Origin of the sequence: Jannaschia sp. Os4, assembly GCF_016820245.1 — a bacterium.
Lineage (GTDB): Bacteria > Pseudomonadota > Alphaproteobacteria > Rhodobacterales > Rhodobacteraceae > Jannaschia.
This window is the reverse complement of sequence record NZ_JAFCAR010000004.1, coordinates 769,132-791,174: the sequence shown is the minus strand read 5'-3', so window position 1 is coordinate 791,174 and position 22,043 is coordinate 769,132. Positions and strand designations below refer to the sequence as shown.

Here is a 22,043-nt window from a genome sequence, read left to right as displayed (position 1 = left end):
GTGAACGCCTTGGCGGACATGGACGGACCCGTGGAGGCCGCGCCGACGCGGCGGCCCCGCCGGCGCTCCACCGACGTGGTGGAGGGCGGCGAGGTCGTGCTCGGCGAGGACTGGGAGGCCCCCGAGGGCACCGTCGAGGCGGAGCTCGCCCATGCCCGCCGCCGCCGCGGCCTGATCTCGCTCGACCGCTCGCCGCTGGCGCGCAAGATCATCCTGTTCAACCTGCTCGCCATCCTGCTCCTCGTGGTCGGGGTGCTGTTCCTGAACCCGTCGCGCGACAGCCTCGTGCACCAGCGCGAGCTCGCCCTCGTCAGCGAGGCCCAGCTCGTCGCCGACGTGTTCGAGGCCTCGCTGCCGGCGGGCGCCCCGGTCTCGCTCGCCTCCGGCGACGGGGTGGACGCGCGCGAGGTCCTCGCGGGCGTGGACCTGCCCGCTGGGGCCGAGGTCCACGTGTTCGACACCGGCGGCACCCTCGTGGCGCAGGCCTCGGGCGTCGGCGACCCGCCCGCCGTGGCGGGGCTCGACGCGCCCGTCGCGCGCACGACCTTCATCACCAGCTTCCTCGCGGGCGTCTGGGAGGCGTTGGCCGGATGGATCGCCACCGACGCGCCCGCCACCCCCGTGGCCGAGGTCGCCGCCGCGGCGGCCGCGGCCGCCGGGCCGGGCGGGATGGCGATCCGCAAGGACGTCGTCGACGGCGGTCCCGCCCATACCGTCGCCACCCCGATCGAGGCCGGCGGCACCGTGCTCGGCATGATCGCGGTGACCACGGGCGCGGGCGAGATCGACGCGCTGGTCCGCGCCGAGCGCGAGCAGCTCCTGCAGATGTTCGTGATCGCGATCCTGATCTCGACCGGCCTGTCGCTGCTCCTCGCGTCGACCATCGCGAACCCGCTGGCCGACCTCGCCCAAGCCGCCGAACTGGGGCGGGACAAGAACGCCCGCAAGATGTCGCCCCAACGGGTGCGCATCCCCGACCTGACGGCCCGCCCCGACGAGATCGGGCGCCTGTCGGGCGCGCTGCGCGGCATGGTCGGCGCGCTCTACGACCGGATCGACTCGAACGAGCAGTTCGCGGCGGACGTGGCCCACGAGATCAAGAACCCGCTGGCTAGCCTGCGCTCCGCCGTGGGGACGATGCGGCTCGCCAAGACGGAGGAGCAGCGCGGGCGCCTGCTCGACGTGATCGAGCACGACGTGCGTCGCCTCGACCGCCTCGTCTCTGACATCTCCAACGCCTCCCGCCTCGACAGCGAGCTGGTCAAGGAGGAGGAGGAGCCCTTCGACCTCGTGAAGCTGGTCCGCAACCTCGCGGTCTACCATGCCGAGGAGGCGTCGGCGCAGGGCGTGGACTTCATCACGGACCTGCCCGAGGTGCCGGTGCAGATCATGGGCCTCGAGGCGAGGCTCGCGCAGGTCTTCGTCAACCTCATCACCAACGCCCTGTCCTTCAGCCAAGAGGGCGACGCCGTCCGCGTGTGGATGCGCCGCCGCGACAACCGCGTCCTCGTCGTGGTCGAGGACACGGGCCCCGGCATCCCCGACAGCGCGCTGCACAAGATCTTCAACCGCTTCTACTCCGAGCGCCCCGAGCAGCAGTTCGGCGACCATTCCGGCCTCGGCCTCGCGATCTCCAAGCAGATCGTGGAGGCGCATGGCGGCGTGATCTGGGCCGAGAACATCCGCCCGACCGAGGTGGACGCGGCCTCCGACCCCTTGGGTGCGCGCTTCGTGGTGGGCCTCCCACTCTGATCCTCTCCGGACCGGGCCCGGACGGGTCCGACCGCCTGACGGGCCGTCCTCCGGGGCGGCCCGTCCGCGTTCGCGGGAGCGAGGGTCCGGCGCGGACGGACCGGCCCCCGCGCGGTCGCGGGCGCGAGCAACAGCGCGGCGCGGTCCGGCCGGTGCATCCGAGCCGCGATCGGCGGACGCCGCCCCGGCCACCCCGCCTTCACCGCCGTCCGGTCCGGCCCCCCGCCGGGCCTCGGCGCCAGCCGAGGCGCGCGGACGGGGCCGCATCGCCCCGCGCGACCGCCCCGCCTCTTCCCGCCGCCTCGGGCTTCCGTGCCTCCCCCCCGCCCGCTAGTCCGTCGCCATGCCGTCCGCCTCCCTCCACGCCACCGCCGTCGCCGCCTCGGGCCGCGCCCTCCTGATCGTGGGGCCGAGCGGGAGCGGGAAGTCCTCCGTCGCGGCCGGCATGGTGGCGTTGGGGGCGGGGCTGATCGCGGACGACCTCGTCGTGGTCGAGGCGGACGGCGCCGGGGTCGTGGCCGCCGCCCTGCCCGCCGCGATCGCGGGGATCGAGGTGCGGGGGTGGGGCGTCGTTCCGGTCCCGCTCGCGGCGGCCGCGCCCGTGGCCGGGATCCTGCGCCTCGAGCCCGCGCCCGCGCGGATGCCGCCGGACGCGACGGAGCCGCTCCTCGGACGCCCCGTCCCGCTCCTGCGCCACCCGGCGACGCCGGATCTGGCGGCCAAGGCGCTGCTCTGGCTGCGCGCACAAGCCCGTGATCCCCTTCCCGCGCCGCCCCGCGCACCCTAGCTGCGGGCCATGGGCGCGGTGGAGATCACGGGCACGACGGCGGCGGACGGGGAAACCGGCCGCAGGGACGACGTCGTGCTCGTGACCGGCCCCTCCGGCGCGGGCCGCACGACGGCGATCCACGCGCTGGAGGATCTCGGCTTCGAGGCCATCGACAACATGCCCTTGGGCCTCCTCGGTCGCGTGGTGGAGCCGGAGGCGGGCACGCCGCGCCGCGTGGCGTTGGGCTTCGCCCTCTCGACCCGGGGGGTCACGGCGGACGCGCTCGGCGCGGCGGTCGGCGACCTGCGGGCCGGGGGGGCGACCGTGCGGCTCGTCTATCTCGACGCCGACCCCGAGGTGCTGCTGCGCCGCTTCTCCGAGTCGCGGCGGCGCCACCCCCTGTCTCCCGGCGGCGACCCGGAGCGGGGCATCGCGCGCGAGCGGGCACTCCTCGCCCCGCTGATGGACCGCGCCGACGACATCGTGGACACGTCGCGTCTCTCGCCGCACGACCTCAAGGCGCGCCTGGGCGAGATGTTCGGGCAGGCGGGGCAGGGCCTGTCGCTTCAGGTCGAGAGCTTCAGCTACAAGCGCGGCGCGCCGCGCGGGCTCGACATGATGATCGACCTGCGGTTCCTGTCGAACCCGCACTGGGTCGAGGCGCTGCGCCCGCTCACGGGGCTGGACGCCCCCGTCCGCGCGCACGTGGCCGCCGATCCCCGCTTCGCCCCGTTCTTCGAGAAGCTCGTCGCCCTCGTGCGGGAGGTGCTGCCCGCGCACCGGGCCGAGGGGCGGGCCTACCTGACGCTGGGGCTCGGCTGCACCGGCGGACGTCACAGGTCCGTTGCCGTTGCGGAAACGCTCGGCGCCGCCCTTGCGGCGGACGGGTGGCGGGTGTCTATTCGTCATCGTGACCTGGAGCGGGCCGTCGGGGGGACGGGGCGCGCGCCGGGCCGGAAGGGGACGAGATGATCGGCATCGTGATCGTGGCCCACGGGGGCCTCGCCGAGGAATACCGTCGCGCCGTGGAGCACGTGATCGGGCCCCAGGACGGGGTACGCGCCATCTCGGTGGGCGCCTCGTGCGACCGCGCCGCCAAGGAGCGCGAGATCTGCGGGGCCGCCGACGCGGTCGACCAAGGCGACGGCGTGGTGGTGGTGACCGACATCTTCGGCGGCTCGCCCTCGAACCTCTCGCTGCCCGCCTGCGCGGCGCGCGACCGGGTGATCTTCTTCGGGGCCAACCTGCCCGCGCTCATTAAGCTGGCACGCTCCCGCGCCAAGCCGGTGGCGGAGGCCGTGGCGTTGGCCAAGGCCGCCGGAACCCGTTACATGGACGTCGCGCAAGGGCCCGCGCCCGCCGCGTGAACCCGTGCGGGGAGGCACGGGCGGGGGAGGGGACATGGCGCGCAGGGTGCTTCAGATCGTCAACGAGAAGGGCCTGCACGCGCGCGCGTCGGCCAAGTTCGCCGAGTGCGTCGAGCGGTTCGACGCCACCGCCACCGTGCGCAAGGACGGGCTGGACGCGGCGGGGGATTCGATCATGGGCCTGCTGATGCTCGCCGCCCACAAGGGCACCGAGATCGAGGTCGAGACCGCCGGCCCCGACGCGGAGCCCGCGATGGAGGCGCTCGCCGCGCTGGTGGCCGACCGCTTCGGCGAGGGGATGTGACGATGAACGCGCCCCGCACCGTCGCGCCGCCCGACCTGCCGGAGGCCGTCCCGGGCTACGTGCCCTACGACGTGAAGCGGCTGTCCTACGCCTCGACCTTCGACGACCCGCTGCGCGCCCGCGTGATCCGGGGGATGGAGTGGGCGACGGGGAAGGTGCGGCTCCTGCGCCTGATCCGCCGGTTCGAGAGCGAGGGCGTGGAGCACGGGCAGGGCTTCTTCGACCACGCCTTCCGGGTGATGGGCATCGACCTGCGGACCCCGGCGGACCGGATCGCGCGCATCCCGGCGCGCGGGCCCGTGATCGTGGTGGCGAACCATCCCCACGGGCTGGTGGACGGGATGGCGCTCGCCAACCTGATCGGGCGGGTGCGGACGGACTACCGGATCATGACGCGGTCCCTGCTGACCGGCATCCCCGAGATCGAGCGGTTCATGATCCCCGTGCCCTTCGCCCACGAGGCGGAGGCGCTGCGCGGCAACCTCGCGGCGCGGGACATGGCGCGCGCGCAGCTCGCGGCGGGCGGCGTGGTGGCCCTGTTCCCGTCGGGGGCCGTGGCGGCGGCGCGGACGCCCTTCGGCGCGGCCGAGGAGGGGGCGTGGTCGCCCTTCACCGCCAAGCTGATCCGCTCGTCCGGGGCGACGGTCGTGCCGATCCGCTTCACGGGGCAGAACAGCCGCGCCTACCAGATCGCCAACCTCGTCTCGGCGACGCTGCGGCAGGGGCTCCTGCTGCACGAGGTGGTGCACGCGCTGGACAAGGCGCAGGCGCCCGTGGTGGGCGAGCCGATCCCGCCGTCGGCCTGGGCGGAGCGGGCCGGCGACCCGCGCGCGTTCATGGCGTGGCTCCGGGCGCGGACGCTGGCGCTCTAGCGGGTCGGGACCGGGTCGCCCTCGCCCCGGTAGTCGTAGAACCCGCGCCCCGCCTTGCGGCCCAGCCAGCCGGCCTCGACGTACTTCACGAGGAGCGGGCAGGGCCGGTACTTGGTGTCCGCCAGCCCGTCGTGCAGCACGTTCATGATGGCGAGGCAGGTGTCGAGCCCGATGAAGTCGGCCAGCTCCAAGGGCCCCATCGGGTGGTTCGCGCCCAGCTTCAGCGCCTTGTCGATGGAGGCCACGTTGCCCACGCCCTCGTAGAGCGTGTAGCAGGCCTCGTTGATCATCGGGATCAGGACGCGGTTGACGATGAAGGCGGGGTAGTCCTCGGCCACGGCGGCCGTCTTGTTCAGCCGGTCCACCACGCCGCGGCAGGCCTCGTAGGTCTCGTCGGAGGTGGCGATCCCCCGGATCAGCTCGACCAGCTGCATCACCGGCACGGGGTTCATGAAGTGGAAGCCCATGAACCGCTCGGGCCGGTCCGTCGCGGCCGCGAGGCGGGTGATCGAGATCGACGACGTGTTCGACGTCAGGATCGTGTCCGGCCCCAGCGCGGGCACGAGCTCGGCGAAGATCGCGTGCTTGATCGCCTCCTTCTCCGTCGCCGCCTCGATCACGAGGTCGGCCGAGGCGAGGTCTGTCAGGGTGCCCGTGCCGGTGATCCGCGCGAGCGCCGCGTCGCGGTCGGCCTCGGGCACGCGGCCCTTCTCGACCTGCCGGGCCATGTTGCGCTCGATCGTAGCCCGCGCGGCCGCCAGCGCGTCCGCGCTCACGTCCGTCAGCACCACGTCGTAGCCCGCCAAGGCGCAGACATGGGCGATGCCGTTGCCCATCTGGCCGGCGCCCACGACGCCGATCGTGCGGATGTCCATGGGATCCTCCGGTCCGGTCGACCCTTGCATGACAGGGGCGCGGGGCATCCGCAATTAGGTGGCATTCGAGCATTGAGGATTTGGCAAGGCGGCGGCGCGCAGCGTGGCGGGGACCAGACGAATCAGGGGGTCCGCATGAGTTTCGAGCCGTCCGACCTGCCGGGGGAGGAGACCTTCGGCCACGTCCTGCCGGGGACGGCGCTCCGGCTGCGCGCGCCGCTGCCCGATCCGGACGCGCCCCACGTCGCGGTGATCGGCGGGGCGGAGGTGCGGGGCCGCTTCGCGCCCGAGCCGTTCTGCGACCGCCTCGCCGGGCGGCTGAGGATGCCGGTGGCCAACCTCGGCGTGCAGAACGCGGGCCTCGACGTCTTCGTGCAGGACGAGGCGGTGCTCGACCACGTGGCCCGCGCCTCGGCCAGCGTGGTGCAGGTGATGGGCGCGCATCTGCTGTCGAACCGCTTCTACACCGTGCATCCCCGCCGGAACGACCGCTTCCTGCGCCACTCCAAGGTTCTGGGGAACCTCTACGGCGACATCGACTTCACCGAGTTCGCCTTCGTCCGCCACATGCTGCTCGACCTGTCCCGCGCGGCGCCGGGCAAGTTCCCCCTCGTCATCCGCGAGCTCGAGGCGGCGTGGGTCGCGCGGATGCGGCTGATGCTCCACCGCCTCCCCGGCCCGCGCGTCCTGCTCTGGACCACGGGCTACGCGCCGGGCTCGTGCGCCGACCTCGGGACGGAGCCGCTCTTCGTGACGCGCGCCATGGTGGACCGCGTCGCGCAGATGGCGGATGCCGTGGTCGAGGTCGACCTCTCGGGGCGCTACGGGCGCGACGATCCCCTCGGGCTGGACGTGCCGCCGGGCGGTGAGGCCGCCGCCGAGGAGATGCTGGGCGCGGCGGGCCACGCCTTGGTGGCCGCCCGGCTCGGCGAGGCGCTGGAGGGCTTGGGCGTCGGGATGCGGACGGGCCGCGCCGCCTAGCGCGGGCGCGGACGGACCGGGCCGCCCGGGCGGGGCGGAGGGCGCGCGGCCGCCCGACGCGAACGGCAGGACGGCGGAAGGCCCGCCACGGGGGCGGGCCTTCGCATCTCGTCCGTCGCCATGCCCGCGCGCGCGGGTCAGAGCTTGCTTGTCAGCTCCGGCACGGCGGTGAAGAGGTCCGCCACGAGGCCGTAATCGGCCACTTGGAAGATCGGGGCCTCCTCGTCCTTGTTGATCGCGACGATCACCTTCGAGTCCTTCATCCCCGCGAGGTGCTGGATCGCCCCCGAGATGCCGACCGCGATGTAGAGGTCCGGCGCCACGACCTTGCCGGTCTGGCCGACCTGCCAGTCGTTGGGCGCGTAGCCCGAGTCGACCGCCGCGCGCGACGCGCCGACGGCCGCGCCCAGCTTGTCGGCCAGCGCCTCGACGATCTTGAAGTCGTCCTCCGACCCGATCCCGCGCCCGCCCGAGACCACGATCCCGGCGGAGGTCAGCTCCGGCCGGTCGCTCTCGGCCACCTTGTCCTCGACCCACGAGGACAGGCCCGGATTCTCGCCCACGGCCACGGTCTCGACAGCCGCCGACCCGCCCTCGGGGGCGGCGTCGAAGGTCGAGGTGCGGATCGTCATCACCTTGGTGGCGTCCGAGGACTTCACCGTCTGGACCGCGTTGCCCGCGTAGATCGGGCGCTCGAACGTGTCGGCGTCCACGATGCCGGTCACGTCCGACAGCACCATCACGTCGAGCAGCGCGGCCACGCGGGGCATCACGTTCTTGGCGTCCGTCGTCGCGGGCGCGACGATGTGGCCGTAGTCGCCCGCCATCCCCGCGATCAGCGCGGCGGTCGGCTCGGCGAGGCGGTGGCCCAGCGAGGCGTCCTCGGCGACCAGCACCTTGGCCACGCCGTCCAGCTTCGACGCCGCCTCGCCCGCGGCCGACGCGTTGGCGCCCGCGCAGAGCACGTGCACGTCGCCCAGTTGCTTGGCCGCCGTCAGCGCCTTTGCCGTCGCGTCCATGTTGAGTTCGCCGTTCGAGACCTCGGCGACGAGAAGAACCGCCATCAGACCGCCCCCGCTTCCTTGAGTTTCGTGACCAGCTCGTCGACCGAGGCGACCATCTCGCCCGCCTTGCGCGACTCCGGCTCGGAGGTCTTCACGATCTCCAGCCGGGGCGCGACGTCGACGCCCAGATCGGCCGCCGTCTTGGTGTCGAGCGGCTTCTTCTTGGCCTTCATGATGTTGGGCAGCGAGGCGTAGCGCGGCTCGTTGAGGCGCAGGTCCACGGTCACGATGGCGGGCATCTTCACCTCGATGGTCTGCAGGCCGCCGTCGACCTCGCGCGTGACCTTGGCCGATCCGTCCCCGATCTCCACCTCCGAGGCGAAGGTCGCCTGCGACCAGCCGAGCAGCGCGGCCAGCATCTGGCCGGTCGCGTTCATGTCGTTGTCGATGGCCTGCTTGCCCGCGATCACGAGGCCCGGCTGCTCCTCGTCGATGACGGCCTTGAGCAGCTTGGCCACCGCCAGCGGCTCGATGTCCAAGTGCACGTCGTCCGTGGCCTCGATCAGGATGGCGCGGTCCGCGCCCATCGCCAGCGCCGTGCGCAGCGTCTCCTGGTTCTTGGCGGTGCCGATCGAGACGGCGACCACCTCCTCGGCGGCGCCCTTCTCCTTGAGGCGGATGGCCTCCTCGACGGCGATCTCGTCGAAGGGGTTCATGGACATCTTGACGTTGGCGAGGTCCACGCCCGACCCGTCGGCCTTCACGCGCACCTTCACGTTGTAGTCGATGACCCGCTTGACGGGCACGAGCACCTTCATGGCGGACTCCTCCATTCGTTCGCGCCGGGTCTAGCGCGGGCGCGCGCGGCGAGACAGGCGGAAAACGACGCAGGGGCGGCCGCCGACGCAACGTTTGACGTGAACGTCACCGGCTGGCGAAGCCTTCGGATGGATCTGCGGGCCCTAGCGGTTCGCGCCCGGCACCCAGAGCACGTCCGCCCGCCCGTCGTCGTTGGCGATGCGCGAGGCCACGAAGAACCAGTCCGAAAGCCGGTTGAGGTAGCGCACGGCGGGCTCGGTCACGTCCTCGCGCACGGCCAGTTCCGTCGCAAGCCGCTCGGCCCGCCGCGTCACCGTGCGGCACAGGTGCAGGTGCGCCGCCAGCGCCGATCCGCCCGGCAGCACGAAGGACCGGAGCGGCTCCAGCGCCTCGTTCATCGCGTCGATCTCGGCCTCCAGCCGCTCGACCTGCGCCTCCACCATGCGGAGCGGCGCGTACTCGGCCTCGGCGTCCTTCGACGGGTCCGGGCGGCAGAGGTCCGCGCCGAGGTCGAACATGTCGTTCTGGATGCGGGCGAGGGCCGCGTCCATGTCGCCCTCCGCATGGAGGCGGGCCAGCCCGACGGTGGCGTTCGCCTCGTCCACCGTGCCGTAGGCCTCGACCCGCTGCGCGCCCTTGGCCACCCGGCTCCCGTCGCCCAGGGCGGTCGTGCCCTTGTCGCCGGTGCGCGTGTAGATCTTCGACAGCACGACCATCAGGTGCGGCCCCGCAGCCAGACGAAGCCGAGCAGCAGCAGCACGGCGACGAACTGCGCGACGATCCGCCAGCGCATCAGGCGGTTGGCGTGCTTGCGGTTGAACTCGCCGCCCTTGGCGAAGCCGCCGATGCCGGTCATCAGGATGACCACCACCACGAGGCAGGCGCCCGCCACGACGTAGAAGAGGGGATCGTCGGCCATGTCGTCTCCGTTGGTCGCGTGCGGGGCGACCTAGCGCGCCGCCCTCAGGATGACGACAGGATTCGGTCCAGCAGGCGGTCGGGCAGGGCGCGGCGCATCCACGCAGCGCCGTGGGCGGGCACGGTGACGCGGTAGCGGGTGCGCGGGCGCGGCGCCTCGACGGCGTGGACCACCGCCGCCGTCACGGCCTCGGGGCCGAGCTCCCACCGGTCCTGCGCGTCCGAGCTCTGACGCTCTAGCAGGCGATCGTAGGTGGCGCGGTTGGGCGAGGTCTCCCAGTCGATCCAGCGGCGGAACTGCGCGAGCGCGTTGCGCCGGAACGCCGTGCGGATCGGGCCGGGCTCGACGAGCGACACGTGGATGCCGTGGGGCGCCACCTCCATCCGCAGCGCGTCCGAGTAGCCCTCCAGCGCGAACTTGGTCGAGACGTAGGCCCCCCGCCACGGCGTCGCGGCGTAGCCCAGCACCGACGAGCATTGCACGATCCGCCCCGCGCCCCCTGCCCGCATCACCGGGATCGCCCGACGCGTCAGGTCGTGCCAGCCGAGGAAGTTGGCCTCCATGATCGCGCGGAGCGCCTCGACCGGCAGGTCCTCCACCAGCGAGGGGATCGCGTAGGCCCCGTTGTTTAACAGCGCGTCGAGCGTCCCGCCGGTGGCCTCCATCGCCTCGGCCCAGCCGCTCTCGATCGAGGCCGCGTCCTCGTAGTCGATCCGGGGCGCGGCGAACCCCTCGCCCGCCAGCCGCGCGCAGTCCTCAGCCTTCCGGCACGACGCGAGCACCGTCCAGCCGCGGTCCCGCAGCGAGCGCGCGGCGTCGAGGCCGATGCCCGAGGAGCAGCCGGTGATCAGGATCGAGCGCATGGGGGTCTCCGACACGAAAAGGGCGCGCCCTGCGGCGCGCCCGGATGCGGGAAGGGGATCGGCCTAGGCCGGTTCGAGGAAGTTCGACGACATGAACCCGGTCAGGCCCGATTCGACGTCGCGGATCTCCTGCCAGCCGCTGACCGGCTCGCCGATCGCCTCGGCCACGGTGCCGCGCGGCAGGCTGTCGACCACGCCGTTGGCCACGCCCGGCCCGGAGCGCATGTTCACCCGGCTGCCCGTGACGCGGACGAGGGGTCCGGTCGCGTCGAGCGCGGCGGGCGTCTCGGCGGGGGCGGCGGCGGGCTGCACCAGCGAGACGGTCACCGGCTCGCCCACGAGGCGCGGCTGCGTGGAGAAGGTGGCCCCGGACGCGGTCGACGCGGCGGCGAGGAGCGCGGTGTCAGGCTCGGCCCGCGTCACGGCGGGGGCGGAGGGCTGCGCGGTCAGGATGACGGGGCGGTCCTGCGCGTCCTGCGCGGTCGTCGCGGCGGCCACCGGCAGGGCGGCGTTGGCCTCGCCCAGCCCGTCCACCGGCTGGCCGTAGATGACGAAGCCGGCATAGAGCCCGGCCGCCAGGGTAAAGACCCATTTGAACATTTCGATCCCCCAATCGTCACGCGGTGCAGGTTGCAGACACAACCTCCCACCTGCCTCTGCAGTTCCCCGGCGCCGTCCCCACGGCACGGGCGAGTCCCCCACGCCACAGCCCTAGCCGAAACCCGCCCTTCGGCCTACCCCGTATCCTTGTGGGGAACGGTCCGCGAACATACACCATCTGGCATGAGTGACATGGACGACACGCGGGGCGACCCGAACGATGGCCTCGTCGTGGCGGAGCCGCTGCGCCGCGCGATCGGCGCGCGCTACCTGACCTACGCGCTGAGCACGATCATGCACCGCGCGCTGCCCGACGCGCGCGACGGGCTGAAGCCCGTGCACCGCCGCATTCTCTACGCGATGCGCGAACTGGGGCTGCGCTCGAACGGCGCCTTCCGCAAGTCGGCCAAGATCACCGGCGACGTGATGGGCAACTACCACCCCCACGGCGACGCCGCGATCTACGACGCGATGGCCCGTCTCGCGCAGGACTTCACCATCCGCACGCCGCTCGTGGACGGGCAGGGGAACTTCGGGAACGTCGACGGCGACAACCCGGCGGCGGCCCGCTACACCGAGGCCCGCCCCACGCTCGCGGCCGAGGCGCTGCTCGACGGGCTGGCCGAGGATGCGGTCGACTTCCGCGACAACTACGACGGCACCCTGCAGGAGCCGGTCGTCCTTCCGGCTGCCTTCCCCAACCTACTCGCCAACGGCGCGGCGGGCATCGCGGTGGGCATGGCGACCTCGATCCCGCCCCATAACGTCGACGAGCTGATCGCGGCCTGCCTACATCTCATCAAGGCGCCGAACGCCCGCGACGAGACCCTCTTGGAGCACGTCCCCGGCCCCGACTTCCCGACCGGCGGCGTCATGGTCGAGCCGTCCGGGAGCATCCTCGACGCCTACCGCACCGGGCGCGGCGGCTTCCGCCTGCGCGCGCGCTGGGAGACGGAGGATCTGGGCAAGGGCCAGTGGCAGGTCGTCGTCACCGAGATCCCGTATCAGGTGCCGAAGTCCAAGCTGATCGAGAAGCTGGCCGAGCTGATCACCGCCAAGAAGGTGCCGATCCTCGCCGACGTCCGCGACGAGAGCGCCGACGACATCCGCATCGTGCTCGAGCCGCGCTCGCGCAACGTGGACCCGGCGACGCTCATGGCGACGCTGTTCCGCACCTCCGACCTCGAGGTGCGCGTACCGCTCAACATGAACGTGCTGATCGACGGCGTGACGCCGAAGGTCTGCTCGCTCCGCGAGGTGCTGCAGGCCTTCCTCGACCACCGCCGCGAGGTGCTGGTCCGCCGCTCCAAGCATCGGCTGGGCAAGATCGACCACCGGCTGGAGGTCTTGGAGGGCTTCATCCTCGCCTACCTGAACCTCGACCGCGTGATCGACGTGATCCGCTACGACGACGCGCCGAAGGCCGCGCTGATGGCCGCCCCGTGGGGCGAGCCGTACCGTCGCGCCACGGACGAATCCGACTACGTTTCGCCCTTGCCCCACGACGGCGACGAGACGCTGTCCGAGGTGCAGGCCGAGGCCATCCTCAACATGCGCCTGCGCGCCCTGCGCCGGCTGGAGGAGATGGCCCTCATCCGCGAGCGCGACGCGCTCATGGAGGAGCGCGCGGGCCTCGAGGACCTGCTGGAGTCGGGCGACAACCAGTGGAAGGCCATCGCCGCCGAACTCCGCGAGACGCGCAAGGCCTTCGGCAAGGCCACCGAGGCGGGCCGCCGCCGCACCCTCATCGAGGAGGCGGGCGCCGTCGAGGAGGTGCCCTTGGAGGCGATGATCGACCGCGAGCCGGTCACCGTCGTCGTCTCCCAGATGGGCTGGGTCCGCGCGATGAACGGGCATCAGCCGCTCGACAAGCAGCTCAAGTTCAAGGACGGCGACGGCCCGCACCTCGCCTTCCACGCCCACACCACCGACCAGCTGATCCTCTGGGGCTCGAACGGGCGCGCCTACGGGCTTCGCGCCTCGGACCTGCCCGGCGGGCGCGGCATGGGCGAGCCGCTGCGCCTCATGCTGGACCTGCCGCAGGAGGCGTCGGTCGTGGACATGTTCGTCCACCAGCCGGGCCGCCGCCACGTGCTCGCCTCCTCGGCGGGCGACGGGTTCGTCGTCCCGGAGGAGGAGTTCCTGTCGAACCGCCGCGCGGGCAAGGCCGTGCTGACCCTGCGCGACGGCGTGACCGCGCTGGCCCCGGTCCCCGTGACCGAGGGGGCCGACCACGTCGCCTGCGTCGGCGAGAACCGCAAGATGCTGGTCTTCCCGCTGACGGACCTGCCCGAGATGCCACGCGGCAAGGGCGTGCGCCTGCAGAAGTACAAGGACGGCGGGCTGTCGGACCTCTGCGTGCTGCGCTTCGAGGACGGCCTGAGATGGCTCGAGAGCGGGGGGCGCACCCGCCACCAGCAGGACCTCCTCGACTGGAAGGGGATGCGCGGCCAGACCGGGCGCATGGCGCCCCGCGGCTTCCCCCGCGACAACCGGTTCGCCCCGCCGCCGGAGGCCTGAGCGGGGCGGCGACCTTGTCCGCCCCGGACCCCTCGGCTAGCCCTCTGGCCGAGGGAGGGACGCCATGACCATCATCACCCGCAGGCGCCTCGGCGCGATGCTCGGCGGCGCGGCCCTCGTCGCGGGGTGCTCCAACGCGAGCGACCCGTCCATCGCCGGGACGGAGCTTCCGGGCATGGGCGACTTCCGCCTCGGCTTCAACGTCGTCGTCACCGACAAGATCAAGCGGATCCCCCCCTCCCGCCCGGCCGAGCCGGCGGACTGGGAGCGGGTAATGAAGTCCGAGGTCCAGAAGCGCTTCGGCGTCTACCAGGGGACCGAGACGTTCCACGTGGCGCTCGCCCTCGACGGCTACGCGCTCGCGCCCCCGGGCATCCCCGTCGTGCTGACGCCCAAGTCGATCCTCGTGGCGACGGCCAACCTCTGGTCCGAGCGCGAGGGCCGCAAGGTCCTCGGCCCCGAGCAGCTCTCGGTCTTCGAGGGCGCGGAATCGCTTCTGCTCGGGACGGGCCTGATCAAGGGCGCCGACGAGCAGATGGTGACGCTCGCCCGGAACATGGCCGCGAAGGTCCAGCGCTGGATCCTCAGGGAGGGCCGCGACCTGCTGGACGCGCCCCCGGCCTGACGCCGCCGTCTTGCCATCGCCCCCCGCCGTGCGTATGTGCGCCCGCGAGATGGAACCGGGGCCCCAGCATGTGAACGGCGGGGCCCCTTCAACATGGGGCCGAGGCTATGGCGAAGGCGAAATTCGAGCGGACGAAGCCGCACGTGAACATTGGCACGATTGGTCACGTGGACCATGGCAAGACGACGCTGACGGCGGCGATCACGAAGTACTTTGGTGACTTCAAGGCCTATGACCAGATCGACGGGGCGCCCGAGGAGAAGGCGCGGGGGATCACGATCTCGACGGCGCACGTTGAGTACGAGACGGACGCGCGCCACTACGCGCACGTGGACTGCCCCGGCCACGCCGACTACGTGAAGAACATGATCACGGGTGCGGCGCAGATGGACGGCGCGATCCTCGTGGTGAACGCGGCCGACGGCCCGATGCCGCAGACGCGCGAGCACATCCTTCTGGGGCGCCAGGTGGGCATCCCGAAGATGGTGGTGTTCATGAACAAGGTGGACCAGGTCGACGACGAGGAGCTGCTCGAGCTCGTCGAGATGGAGATCCGCGAGCTTCTGTCCTCCTACGAGTATCCGGGCGACGACATCCCGATCGTGGCGGGCTCGGCCTTGGCGGCGATGGAGGGCAACAACCCCGAGATCGGCGAGGAGAAGATCAAGGAGCTGATGGCGGCGGTCGACGAGTACATCGACACGCCCGAGCGTGCGGTGGACCAGCCGTTCCTGATGCCGATCGAGGACGTGTTCTCGATTTCGGGCCGGGGCACGGTGGTGACGGGGCGCGTGGAGCGCGGCGTGATCAACGTGGGCGACGAGATCGAGATCGTGGGCATCCGCGACACGACCAAGACGACCTGCACGGGCGTGGAGATGTTCCGCAAGCTGCTCGACCGCGGCGAGGCGGGCGACAACATCGGCGCGCTCTTGCGCGGCGTGGACCGCGAGGGCGTGGAGCGCGGGCAGGTCCTGTGCAAGCCCGGCTCGGTGAAGCCGCACACGAAGTTCGAGGCCGAGGCCTACATCCTGACCAAGGAGGAGGGCGGGCGCCACACGCCGTTCTTCGCGAACTACCGGCCGCAGTTCTACTTCCGCACGACGGACGTGACGGGGACGGTGAACCTCGCGGAGGGCACGGAGATGGTGATGCCCGGCGACAACGTGGCCTTCGGCGTCGAACTGATCGCGCCCATCGCCATGGAGCAGGGCCTGCGCTTCGCCATCCGCGAAGGCGGACGTACCGTCGGCGCAGGCGTGGTGTCGAAAATCATCGAGTGACCTGCGATCCCCGTCAGGGGATCGTCAGGCTCCGGCAGCGCAAGGGCCCCCACGGGGGCCTTTGTCACGCGAGGGGGATGGGTCCGCCGCCCGCCGTCCCGTGGTCCGGGCGCGCGTTGCCGGCGGCGCGTCGCACGACCGACGTCCGAAGGGCCTCCCGCGGGGGGCCCTTTGCATGTCCGCGCCCTTCGCATCGCCCGACGGGGAGCGTAGCCTCGGCCCCATGGCCTTCCCGTCCCCCGACACCCGGAACCCCGTCATCCTGCCCGACGGCACGACGCATGCGGGCACCGTCTTCCTGTCCGCCGCCATCGACCATCCCCGCTGGGAGGTGGGCGCCTACAGCTACGCCTCAGCGCACCGCCCGCCGGAGGACTGGGCCGCCCATCTCGCCCCCTACCTCCACGCCCACGCGCCGGAGCGCCTCCGGATCGGGCGGTTCTGCCAGATCGCGGACGGCGCGCTCTTCGTGACGGCCAGCGCCAACCACCGCCGCGACGGCGCCTCGACCTACCCCTTCGCCATCTTCGACGGCATGGACCCGGCCCGCCCCTCGCTCCGGGTGGGGCCGACGCCCGACACGGTGATCGGCCACGACGTCTGGATCGGGGCGCGCGCCACCATCCTGCCGGGCGCGCGGATCGGGTCGGGGGCGATCGTGGGGGCGGGGGCCGTCGTGGGCGGGGCCGTGCCGGCCTACGCGGTGGTGGCGGGCAACCCGGCGCGCGTGGTCCGGGGCCGCTTCGACGCGGCGGCGGTCGCCCGGCTGCTGGAGGTCGCGTGGTGGGACTGGCCCATCGACGCGGTGCTCGCCGCCGAGGCGGAGATCTGCAGCGGCGACGTCGCAGCGCTCGCGGCGCGGACGCCCCCCTAGGACGCGAGAAGGGCGGCCCGAGGGCCGCCCTTCCCGTGTCGAACGAAGTGGTCCGGATCAGTCGGCGAGGATCGCCTCGATCTGGCCCTTCTTCTGGTTGTCGCCATCCTGCGACTCGATGATGTTCTTGATGGCGGCCAGCTCGCCCAGCGTCAGGGCGTCCATGCCGTCGGTGTCCATCTCGATGCCGAGGCGCTGGAAGTCGTCGGCGAGGGCGGCCGACAGCATGTCGAAGCCTTCGCCCATCGACCCGGCGAGGTGGCCGTCGGCGAACGCGGCGGGCGCGAGGGCGAGGGTGGCGGCGGTGGTCAGGGCGGCAAGAGTGCGGTTCATTGTGGTTCGCTCCTTAGCGGTAGTGCGGTTGTGTTCCGACACCAGTCGATTGGCCGGTATCGGGTCTACAACTCGACCATACCGAAAGGGTTCCACGCCGCGGCGAAGCTTGGCCGTGCCCGCGGCGCGCGGGTCGCGGCGATCCTCCGGCCCCCGTCGCCCGCCTACGCCGTGTTCAGGGACGTCCCGTTGATGCAGTGGAGGCTGCGCCCGTCCACGGGGAGGTAGTGGCCCAGATGGCTGCCGCAGCGGCGGCAGTGCACCTCGACCAGGGCGATCCGCATCTCCTCGCGCATCCCGTACTGCCGCACCGGCCCATCGACGCCCAGCATCACCGCGTTGGGGATCGAGTGCTCGAAGAACACCCACCCCTTGTCGAGCGGCACGAACCACTGCCCGTCGTAGACCGGCAGGTCGCAGCCGCGGCAGGCGTACTCCCCGTCATGGGCGCTCTCCCACAGGTCCGTGGTCGCGGGCCATTCCGTGTTCGACAGCCGCAGCACCCCGTAGGCCTCCTCGTCGCCGTCCAGCAGGGCCAGCCACTCCTCCTCCGTGCGCTGCACCTCGTAGGGGAAGGTCGACTCCGCCGGCACGTACTTTGCGAGGACCGCGCCGTCGTCGAGCCGCTCCTCGCCCTCGCGCAGGGCCTCGCCCATGCCGGGCGGGGCGGCGCGCTCCTCGGCGCGGGCGGCGAGCGGCGAGAGGGCGAGCAGGGCGGCCCCGCCCATCAGGCGGCGGCGGGTCGGCGCGGGGATCGGGGCGGGCATGGTCGGTCTCCTTGGCTTGGCGGGAGCATAGACCCCCGGCCCGTCCTGCGCCAAACCACCTTAACGTGACGTGTCCGAGAGCCAGCCGCCCCATGACCTTCCACCCCTTCGCCGTCGAGCGGTTCCTGTCCGAGATGGAGCACGGCGTGCGCTTCAACTTCTCGGAGTCGGGCGTCCACCCGATGCGCTACGCCGACCTGCTCGACCTCGCGGGGATCGACCCGGCCGACCTCCTGGACGCGCGCGCCGACTACCCGCAGGTCGAGGGCACGACGCTGCTCCGGGAGCGCATCGCCGCGATGTACGGCGCCGCCCCCGACGAGGTGCTCGTCACCGTCGGCGCGACCGAGGCCAACACCCTCGCCGCCCAGACGCTGCTGGGGCCCGGCGACGCGGTGGTCCGCCTCGTGCCGACCTACGCGCAGCTGCCCGGCGTGGCGGCCAACCTCGGCCACGCGGTGCGCGACGTCCCCCTGACGCCCGGCGACTGGCGCCTCGACGCCGCCGCGCTCGACGCGGCCTGCGGCCCGGACACCAAGCTGATCCACGTGGTCGACCCCAACAACCCCACGGGCCGCATCCTGTCGGAGGGCGAGCGCGACGCCATCCGCGCCGCCGCCGCGCGCACAGGCGCGTGGATCGTGGCCGACGAGGTCTACGCGGGCACCGAGCGCACGGGCAACGCCGACACCCCCTCCTTCTGGGGCACCCACGACCGGGTGGTGGCGATCAACTCCATGTCCAAGGCCTACGGGCTGCCCGGCCTGCGCCTCGGCTGGGTCGTGGCCCCCGCCGACACGATCCGCGCGATGTGGCGCCGGCACGAATACGCTTCCATCGCCGCCCCCGACCTGTCTATGCGCTTGGCCGAGGCGGCGTTGGAGCCGACGGTGCGCGAGGCGTTGCGGGGGCGGGCCCGGCGGCTGATCCGGCGGGGGTTCGACGTGCTGCGCGACGTGCTGGCCACCCGTCCGGGCCGGTTCTCCGTGGCCGAGCCCGACGCCTCGGCGATGTCGTTCGTGGGCTACGACCTGCCCATCGGATCGGAGGCGCTGGCCGCCCGCCTGAAGGCCCGCCGGGACGTGCTCGTGATCCCCGGCGCGCTCTTCGGGGTGGAGAAAAGGTTCAGGTTCTCCAGTGCCTTGCCGGAGGACCACCTGCGCGAGGGGCTGGCCCGCCTGATCGCCGAGACCGACGAGATCGCGGCGGGGCGGTGACGTGCGCGCGCCCCCTTGCGGGCCGGGGCGGCGGCGCGTATCCCGCAGGCCGACCGCAGGGGTATAGCTCAGTTGGTAGAGCAACGGATTCCAAATCCGTAGGTCGCGGGTTCGAATCCTGCTGCCCCTGCCAGGTCGACTTCCTCACATTCCGTACGACCCCTGCGGGCCGGTCTTCACGGAATCCGTGGAGAATGCACAAAATATCCTGGCCGGTCTCGCTGCGGCGCGGCAGGAACGGGGCCATGAGCACCGCCCGAGTCCGCCACGCCCCCGCCGAACCCCCCTTCGAGACCGCCGAGACCGCCGCCCTCCCGCGAGGCGAGGGCGGGTCCATCCCTCGCCGGATGGAGGACCGCCCGTGACGCCGGACGCGTTCATCGGCACATGGTCGGACAACCCGCTGTCGGAGCGGGCCTCGGCGCAGAGCCATTTCATCGCGCTCTGCGGCCTCCTCGGGGTGGAGCCGCCATCCCCCGCCACGGCCGGGACCTTCGAGTTCGAGAAGGGCGCCGCCAAGACCACGGGCGGGGACGGATGGGCCGACGTGTGGCGCCGGGGCGCCTTCGCGTGGGAATACAAGAAGGCCAAGGCCGACCTCGACCGCGCCTACGAGCAGGTGCAGCGCTACGCCCCCGCGCTCGACAACCCGCCGCTGCTGATCGCCTCGGACACGCAAGCGATCGTCATCCGCACCGCCTTCACGGGCGCCGTGCAGGAGCGCCACGACATCGCGATCGAGGACCTGCGCGATGCCGGCACGCGCGACCTTCTGCGCCGCGCCTTCGAGGAGCCGGAGAGCTTCCGCCCGAGGAAGACCCGCGCCGACCTGACCGAGGATGCGGCGGCGACCTTCGCCGACCTCGCGCTGCGGCTGCGCCAAGCGGGGCACGACGCGCCCACCGTGGCCCATTTCGTCAACCGCCTCGTGTTCTGCATGTTCGCCGAGGACGTGCGCCTGCTGCCCGAGAAGATGTTCGAGAAGATGGTGTTCGCCTCGGACGTCGATGAGTTTCAGGACAACTGTCGACGGCTCTTCGCCGCGATGGCGACCCGTGGCAGCAAGCTCGACTTCACACGCATCCCTTGGTTCAACGGCGGGCTCTTCGACGACGACGCGGCGCTGCCGGTCGATGCGGACGACATCGCGATGCTCCGCCGGGCGGCGCGGATGGACTGGAGCCAGATCGACGCCTCACTTCTGGGCACGCTGTTCGAGCGGGGCCTCGACCCCGACAAGCGCAGCCAGCTGGGCGCGCACTACACCGACGCGGCCAAGATCATGCAGATCGTGGAGCCGGTGGTCCTGCGCCCGCTGCGCGCGGAGTGGGACGCGGCCCGCGCGGTCATCGAGACCGCGCTGGAGGAGGAGCGGGAGGCCAAGCGGGAGGCCGCGACCACCCGCGCGGCGGCCAAGGCGGGGGCCGCGACGCGCCGCGCCAACCGGGCGCACGAGCGCGCGGTGAAGGCGCATCTGGGCTTCCTCGAGCGGCTGCGCGGGGTGCGCGTGCTGGACCCTGCCTGCGGGTCGGGCAACTTCCTGAACCTGACGCTGACGGCGCTGAAGGACCTCGAGCATCGGGCCAACCTCGACGCCGAGGCGCTGGAGCTGCCGCGTCCGGCGCCGTCCGTCGGTCCCGAATGCGTGCTGGGAATCGAGCTGAGCCCCTACGCGGCCGAGCTGGCCCGCGTATCCACGTGGATCGCCGAGATCCAGTGGATGCGCCGCAACGGGTTCGAGGCGTCCAAGGACCCGATCCTGAAGCCGCTGGGCACGATCGAGTGCCGCGACGCGGTGCTGGCCGACGACGGCACGGCGGCGGAGTGGCCCGAGGCGGAGTTCATCGTCGGCAACCCGCCGTTCCTCGGCAACAAGCGCATGATCGCGGAACTGGGCGAGGACTACGCGCCCGCCCTGCGCGCCGCATACCCGGACGTGCCCGGCGGCGTGGACCTCGTGGCCTACTGGGTCGCGGCGGCGTGGCGCGCGGTGGAGGCGGGGCGGACGGCGCGGGTGGGGCTGGTGACGACCAACTCGATCAGGGGCGGGGCGAACCGCGCGGTGCTGGCGGGGCCTGCGGAGGCGGGCGCGATCTTCGAGGCGTGGTCGGACGAGCCGTGGACGGTGGCGGGCGCGGCGGTGCGCGTGTCGATGGTGATGTTCGGGGCAGGGGAGGCGGAGGCGCCCCGGCTGGACGGGGAGGAGGTGGGGCGGATCGCGGCGGATTTGACGGCGGGGTTGGACATGACCGGGGCTGAGCCGCTGAGAGAAAACGCCGATATCGCGTTCATCGGCGATCAGAAAAGCGGGCCTTTCGAGCTAAGCGGGGATCGGGCGCGTGACTTTTTGCGGCAACCGACGAACCCCAACGGAAGGAACAATTCTACTGTCCTTCGCCCGTGGCTGAATGGAAGGGCCATTACAAGACGGCCATCTGATGAATGGATCATTGATTTCGGACCCCATATGCCGAAGGACGAGGCTGCCTACTTTGAGGGACCGTTTGAGTATGTGCGAAACGAAGTGAAGCCAAAGAGAGATGGACTTCGCAGGGACAATCACAGGGAGCTTTGGTGGATACATGGAGAGGCTAGGCCGGGGATGCGAAAGGCCACCGGTAGTCTCGACGCAATGATCTTGACGCCTCGCGTATCAAAACATCGCTTTTTTGTGCTTAAGGCGGCGGTCTATCTTCCAGATAGCCGTCTAGTCGTGATTGCTCGACAAGACCTAACTGCATTCGGCATCCTCTCGTCACGAATTCACGAAAAATGGTCTTTAGCGACGTGCAGTTGGCACGGAGTAGGAAACGATCCGACCTACAACGCAAAGAGTTGTTTCGAGACCTTCCCCTTCCCCGAGGGCCTCACCCCCGACATCCCCGCCGCCGCCTACGCCGACGACCCCCGCGCCGAGGCCATCGCCGCGGCCGCGCGCGACTTGGACGCCAAGCGCGAGGCGTGGCTGAACCCGCCCGACCTCGTGCGCCGCGAGCCGGAGGTGGTGGCGGGCTATCCCGACCGCCTGCTCCCCGTGGACGACGCCGCCGCGACCGAGTTGAAGAAGCGCACCCTCACCAACCTCTACAACGCGCGGCCCGCATGGCTCGACGGCCTCCACCGCCGCCTCGACGCCGCCGTGGCCGCCGCCTACGGCTGGCCCGCGGACATCGCGGCGGACGACGCGCTCGCGCGGCTGCTGGCGCTGAACCGGGCGCGGGCGGGCGGCTAGGGGCCCCCGCGCCGCCGCCGCGACCCTCCGGCCCCCCGCGCGGGGCGACCGTGTCGGTCGGGACGCA

General features: G+C 72.1%; 22 protein-coding genes and 1 tRNA gene. 14 read left to right on the top strand and 9 right to left on the bottom strand.

Features of this window, described 5'->3' with window-relative positions; all coding sequences use genetic code 11:
- Positions 1-18: 18 nt before the first annotated feature.
- From JQC91_RS12840 to JQC91_RS12815, 6 genes are all read left to right on the top strand, one after another.
- A complete protein-coding gene (locus tag JQC91_RS12840) occupies positions 19-1,752 on the top strand; it encodes a sensor N-terminal transmembrane domain-containing protein (protein WP_203287195.1) in 1,734 nt (577 codons plus the stop codon).
- A 343-nt stretch (positions 1,753-2,095) separates the two neighbouring features.
- Positions 2,096-2,539 (top strand): serine kinase, encoded by a 444-nt coding sequence (locus tag JQC91_RS12835; RefSeq protein ID WP_203287194.1) that lies wholly within the window; start codon positions 2,096-2,098, stop codon positions 2,537-2,539.
- A gap of 9 nt (positions 2,540-2,548) precedes the next feature.
- Positions 2,549-3,493, top strand: a complete 945-nt coding sequence (rapZ, locus tag JQC91_RS12830; protein WP_203287193.1) for an RNase adapter RapZ — start codon at positions 2,549-2,551, stop codon at positions 3,491-3,493.
- Complete coding sequence (locus tag JQC91_RS12825; protein WP_203287192.1) at positions 3,490-3,888, top strand: PTS fructose transporter subunit IIA; 399 nt, start codon at positions 3,490-3,492, stop codon at positions 3,886-3,888. Before rapZ ends, JQC91_RS12825 begins: the two co-directional genes overlap by 4 nt.
- Positions 3,889-3,922: 34 nt before the next feature.
- The gene (locus JQC91_RS12820) at positions 3,923-4,192 is read left to right on the top strand and encodes an HPr family phosphocarrier protein (RefSeq protein ID WP_203287191.1); all 270 of its coding nucleotides are present in this window, start codon (positions 3,923-3,925) and stop codon (positions 4,190-4,192) included.
- Between the two features lie 2 nt (positions 4,193-4,194).
- Positions 4,195-5,064: a lysophospholipid acyltransferase family protein gene (locus JQC91_RS12815; RefSeq protein ID WP_203287190.1), complete on the top strand. Its 870-nt coding sequence runs from the start codon at positions 4,195-4,197 to the stop codon at positions 5,062-5,064.
- Here JQC91_RS12815 and JQC91_RS12810 read toward each other — a convergent pair.
- On the bottom strand, positions 5,061-5,939 hold the full coding sequence (locus tag JQC91_RS12810; RefSeq protein WP_203287189.1) for a 3-hydroxybutyryl-CoA dehydrogenase: 879 nt from the start codon (positions 5,937-5,939) through the stop codon (positions 5,061-5,063). The two genes, JQC91_RS12815 and JQC91_RS12810, sit on opposite strands and share 4 nt — an antisense overlap.
- A 135-nt stretch (positions 5,940-6,074) precedes the next feature.
- On the opposite strand from JQC91_RS12810, the gene JQC91_RS12805 reads away from it, so the two are divergent.
- Positions 6,075-6,920: a DUF6473 family protein gene (locus JQC91_RS12805; protein ID WP_203287188.1), complete on the top strand. Its 846-nt coding sequence runs from the start codon at positions 6,075-6,077 to the stop codon at positions 6,918-6,920.
- A gap of 137 nt (positions 6,921-7,057) precedes the next feature.
- Here the strand turns inward: JQC91_RS12805 and JQC91_RS12800 are convergent, their stop codons facing one another.
- The 6 genes from JQC91_RS12800 to JQC91_RS12775 all read right to left on the bottom strand — a co-directional run bounded on the left by JQC91_RS12800 (position 7,058) and on the right by JQC91_RS12775 (position 11,125).
- Positions 7,058-7,984, bottom strand: a complete 927-nt coding sequence (locus JQC91_RS12800) for an FAD-binding protein (protein WP_203287187.1) — start codon at positions 7,982-7,984, stop codon at positions 7,058-7,060.
- Positions 7,984-8,742 (bottom strand): electron transfer flavoprotein subunit beta/FixA family protein, encoded by a 759-nt coding sequence (locus tag JQC91_RS12795; RefSeq protein WP_203287186.1) that lies wholly within the window; start codon positions 8,740-8,742, stop codon positions 7,984-7,986. Before JQC91_RS12795 ends, JQC91_RS12800 begins: the two co-directional genes overlap by 1 nt.
- Positions 8,743-8,886: 144 nt before the next feature.
- The gene (locus JQC91_RS12790; RefSeq protein WP_203287185.1) at positions 8,887-9,459 is read right to left on the bottom strand and encodes a cob(I)yrinic acid a,c-diamide adenosyltransferase; all 573 of its coding nucleotides are present in this window, start codon (positions 9,457-9,459) and stop codon (positions 8,887-8,889) included.
- A complete protein-coding gene (locus JQC91_RS12785; RefSeq protein ID WP_203287184.1) occupies positions 9,459-9,662 on the bottom strand; it encodes a twin transmembrane helix small protein in 204 nt (67 codons plus the stop codon). The genes JQC91_RS12790 and JQC91_RS12785 overlap by 1 nt, the downstream gene beginning before the upstream one ends.
- 44 nt (positions 9,663-9,706) lie before the next feature.
- Positions 9,707-10,525: an SDR family NAD(P)-dependent oxidoreductase gene (locus JQC91_RS12780; RefSeq protein WP_203287183.1), complete on the bottom strand. Its 819-nt coding sequence runs from the start codon at positions 10,523-10,525 to the stop codon at positions 9,707-9,709.
- A 63-nt stretch (positions 10,526-10,588) separates the two neighbouring features.
- Complete coding sequence (locus JQC91_RS12775; RefSeq protein WP_203287182.1) at positions 10,589-11,125, bottom strand: SH3 domain-containing protein; 537 nt, start codon at positions 11,123-11,125, stop codon at positions 10,589-10,591.
- 183 nt (positions 11,126-11,308) lie between these two features.
- On the opposite strand from JQC91_RS12775, the gene JQC91_RS12770 reads away from it, so the two are divergent.
- The 4 genes from JQC91_RS12770 (at position 11,309) to JQC91_RS12755 (ending at position 16,427) form a co-directional block, all read left to right on the top strand.
- The gene (locus JQC91_RS12770) at positions 11,309-13,645 is read left to right on the top strand and encodes a DNA topoisomerase IV subunit A (protein ID WP_203287181.1); all 2,337 of its coding nucleotides are present in this window, start codon (positions 11,309-11,311) and stop codon (positions 13,643-13,645) included.
- 64 nt (positions 13,646-13,709) lie between these two features.
- Complete coding sequence (locus JQC91_RS12765; RefSeq protein WP_203287180.1) at positions 13,710-14,270, top strand: hypothetical protein; 561 nt, start codon at positions 13,710-13,712, stop codon at positions 14,268-14,270.
- 107 nt (positions 14,271-14,377) lie between these two features.
- A complete protein-coding gene (gene tuf, locus JQC91_RS12760) occupies positions 14,378-15,553 on the top strand; it encodes an elongation factor Tu (protein WP_203287157.1) in 1,176 nt (391 codons plus the stop codon).
- A gap of 223 nt (positions 15,554-15,776) precedes the next feature.
- Entirely contained in the window at positions 15,777-16,427 is a 651-nt protein-coding gene (locus JQC91_RS12755) for a CatB-related O-acetyltransferase (protein WP_203287179.1), read from the top strand.
- 57 nt (positions 16,428-16,484) lie between these two features.
- Here the strand turns inward: JQC91_RS12755 and JQC91_RS12750 are convergent, their stop codons facing one another.
- Together JQC91_RS12750 and JQC91_RS12745 are read right to left on the bottom strand one after the other, a co-directional pair.
- Positions 16,485-16,760: a hypothetical protein gene (locus tag JQC91_RS12750; protein WP_203287178.1), complete on the bottom strand. Its 276-nt coding sequence runs from the start codon at positions 16,758-16,760 to the stop codon at positions 16,485-16,487.
- 164 nt (positions 16,761-16,924) lie between these two features.
- Complete coding sequence (locus tag JQC91_RS12745) at positions 16,925-17,527, bottom strand: peptide-methionine (R)-S-oxide reductase (RefSeq protein ID WP_203287177.1); 603 nt, start codon at positions 17,525-17,527, stop codon at positions 16,925-16,927.
- A gap of 92 nt (positions 17,528-17,619) precedes the next feature.
- Between JQC91_RS12745 and JQC91_RS12740 the strand changes: the two genes are divergently transcribed.
- The 3 genes from JQC91_RS12740 (at position 17,620) to JQC91_RS12730 (ending at position 21,976) form a co-directional block, all read left to right on the top strand.
- Positions 17,620-18,744 (top strand): aminotransferase class I/II-fold pyridoxal phosphate-dependent enzyme, encoded by a 1,125-nt coding sequence (locus JQC91_RS12740; protein ID WP_203287176.1) that lies wholly within the window; start codon positions 17,620-17,622, stop codon positions 18,742-18,744.
- Between the two features lie 57 nt (positions 18,745-18,801).
- Positions 18,802-18,877: transfer RNA gene (locus tag JQC91_RS12735), tRNA-Trp, on the top strand.
- Between the two features lie 228 nt (positions 18,878-19,105).
- The gene (locus JQC91_RS12730) at positions 19,106-21,976 is read left to right on the top strand and encodes a class I SAM-dependent DNA methyltransferase (protein WP_203287175.1); all 2,871 of its coding nucleotides are present in this window, start codon (positions 19,106-19,108) and stop codon (positions 21,974-21,976) included.
- Positions 21,977-22,043 lie beyond the last annotated feature (67 nt).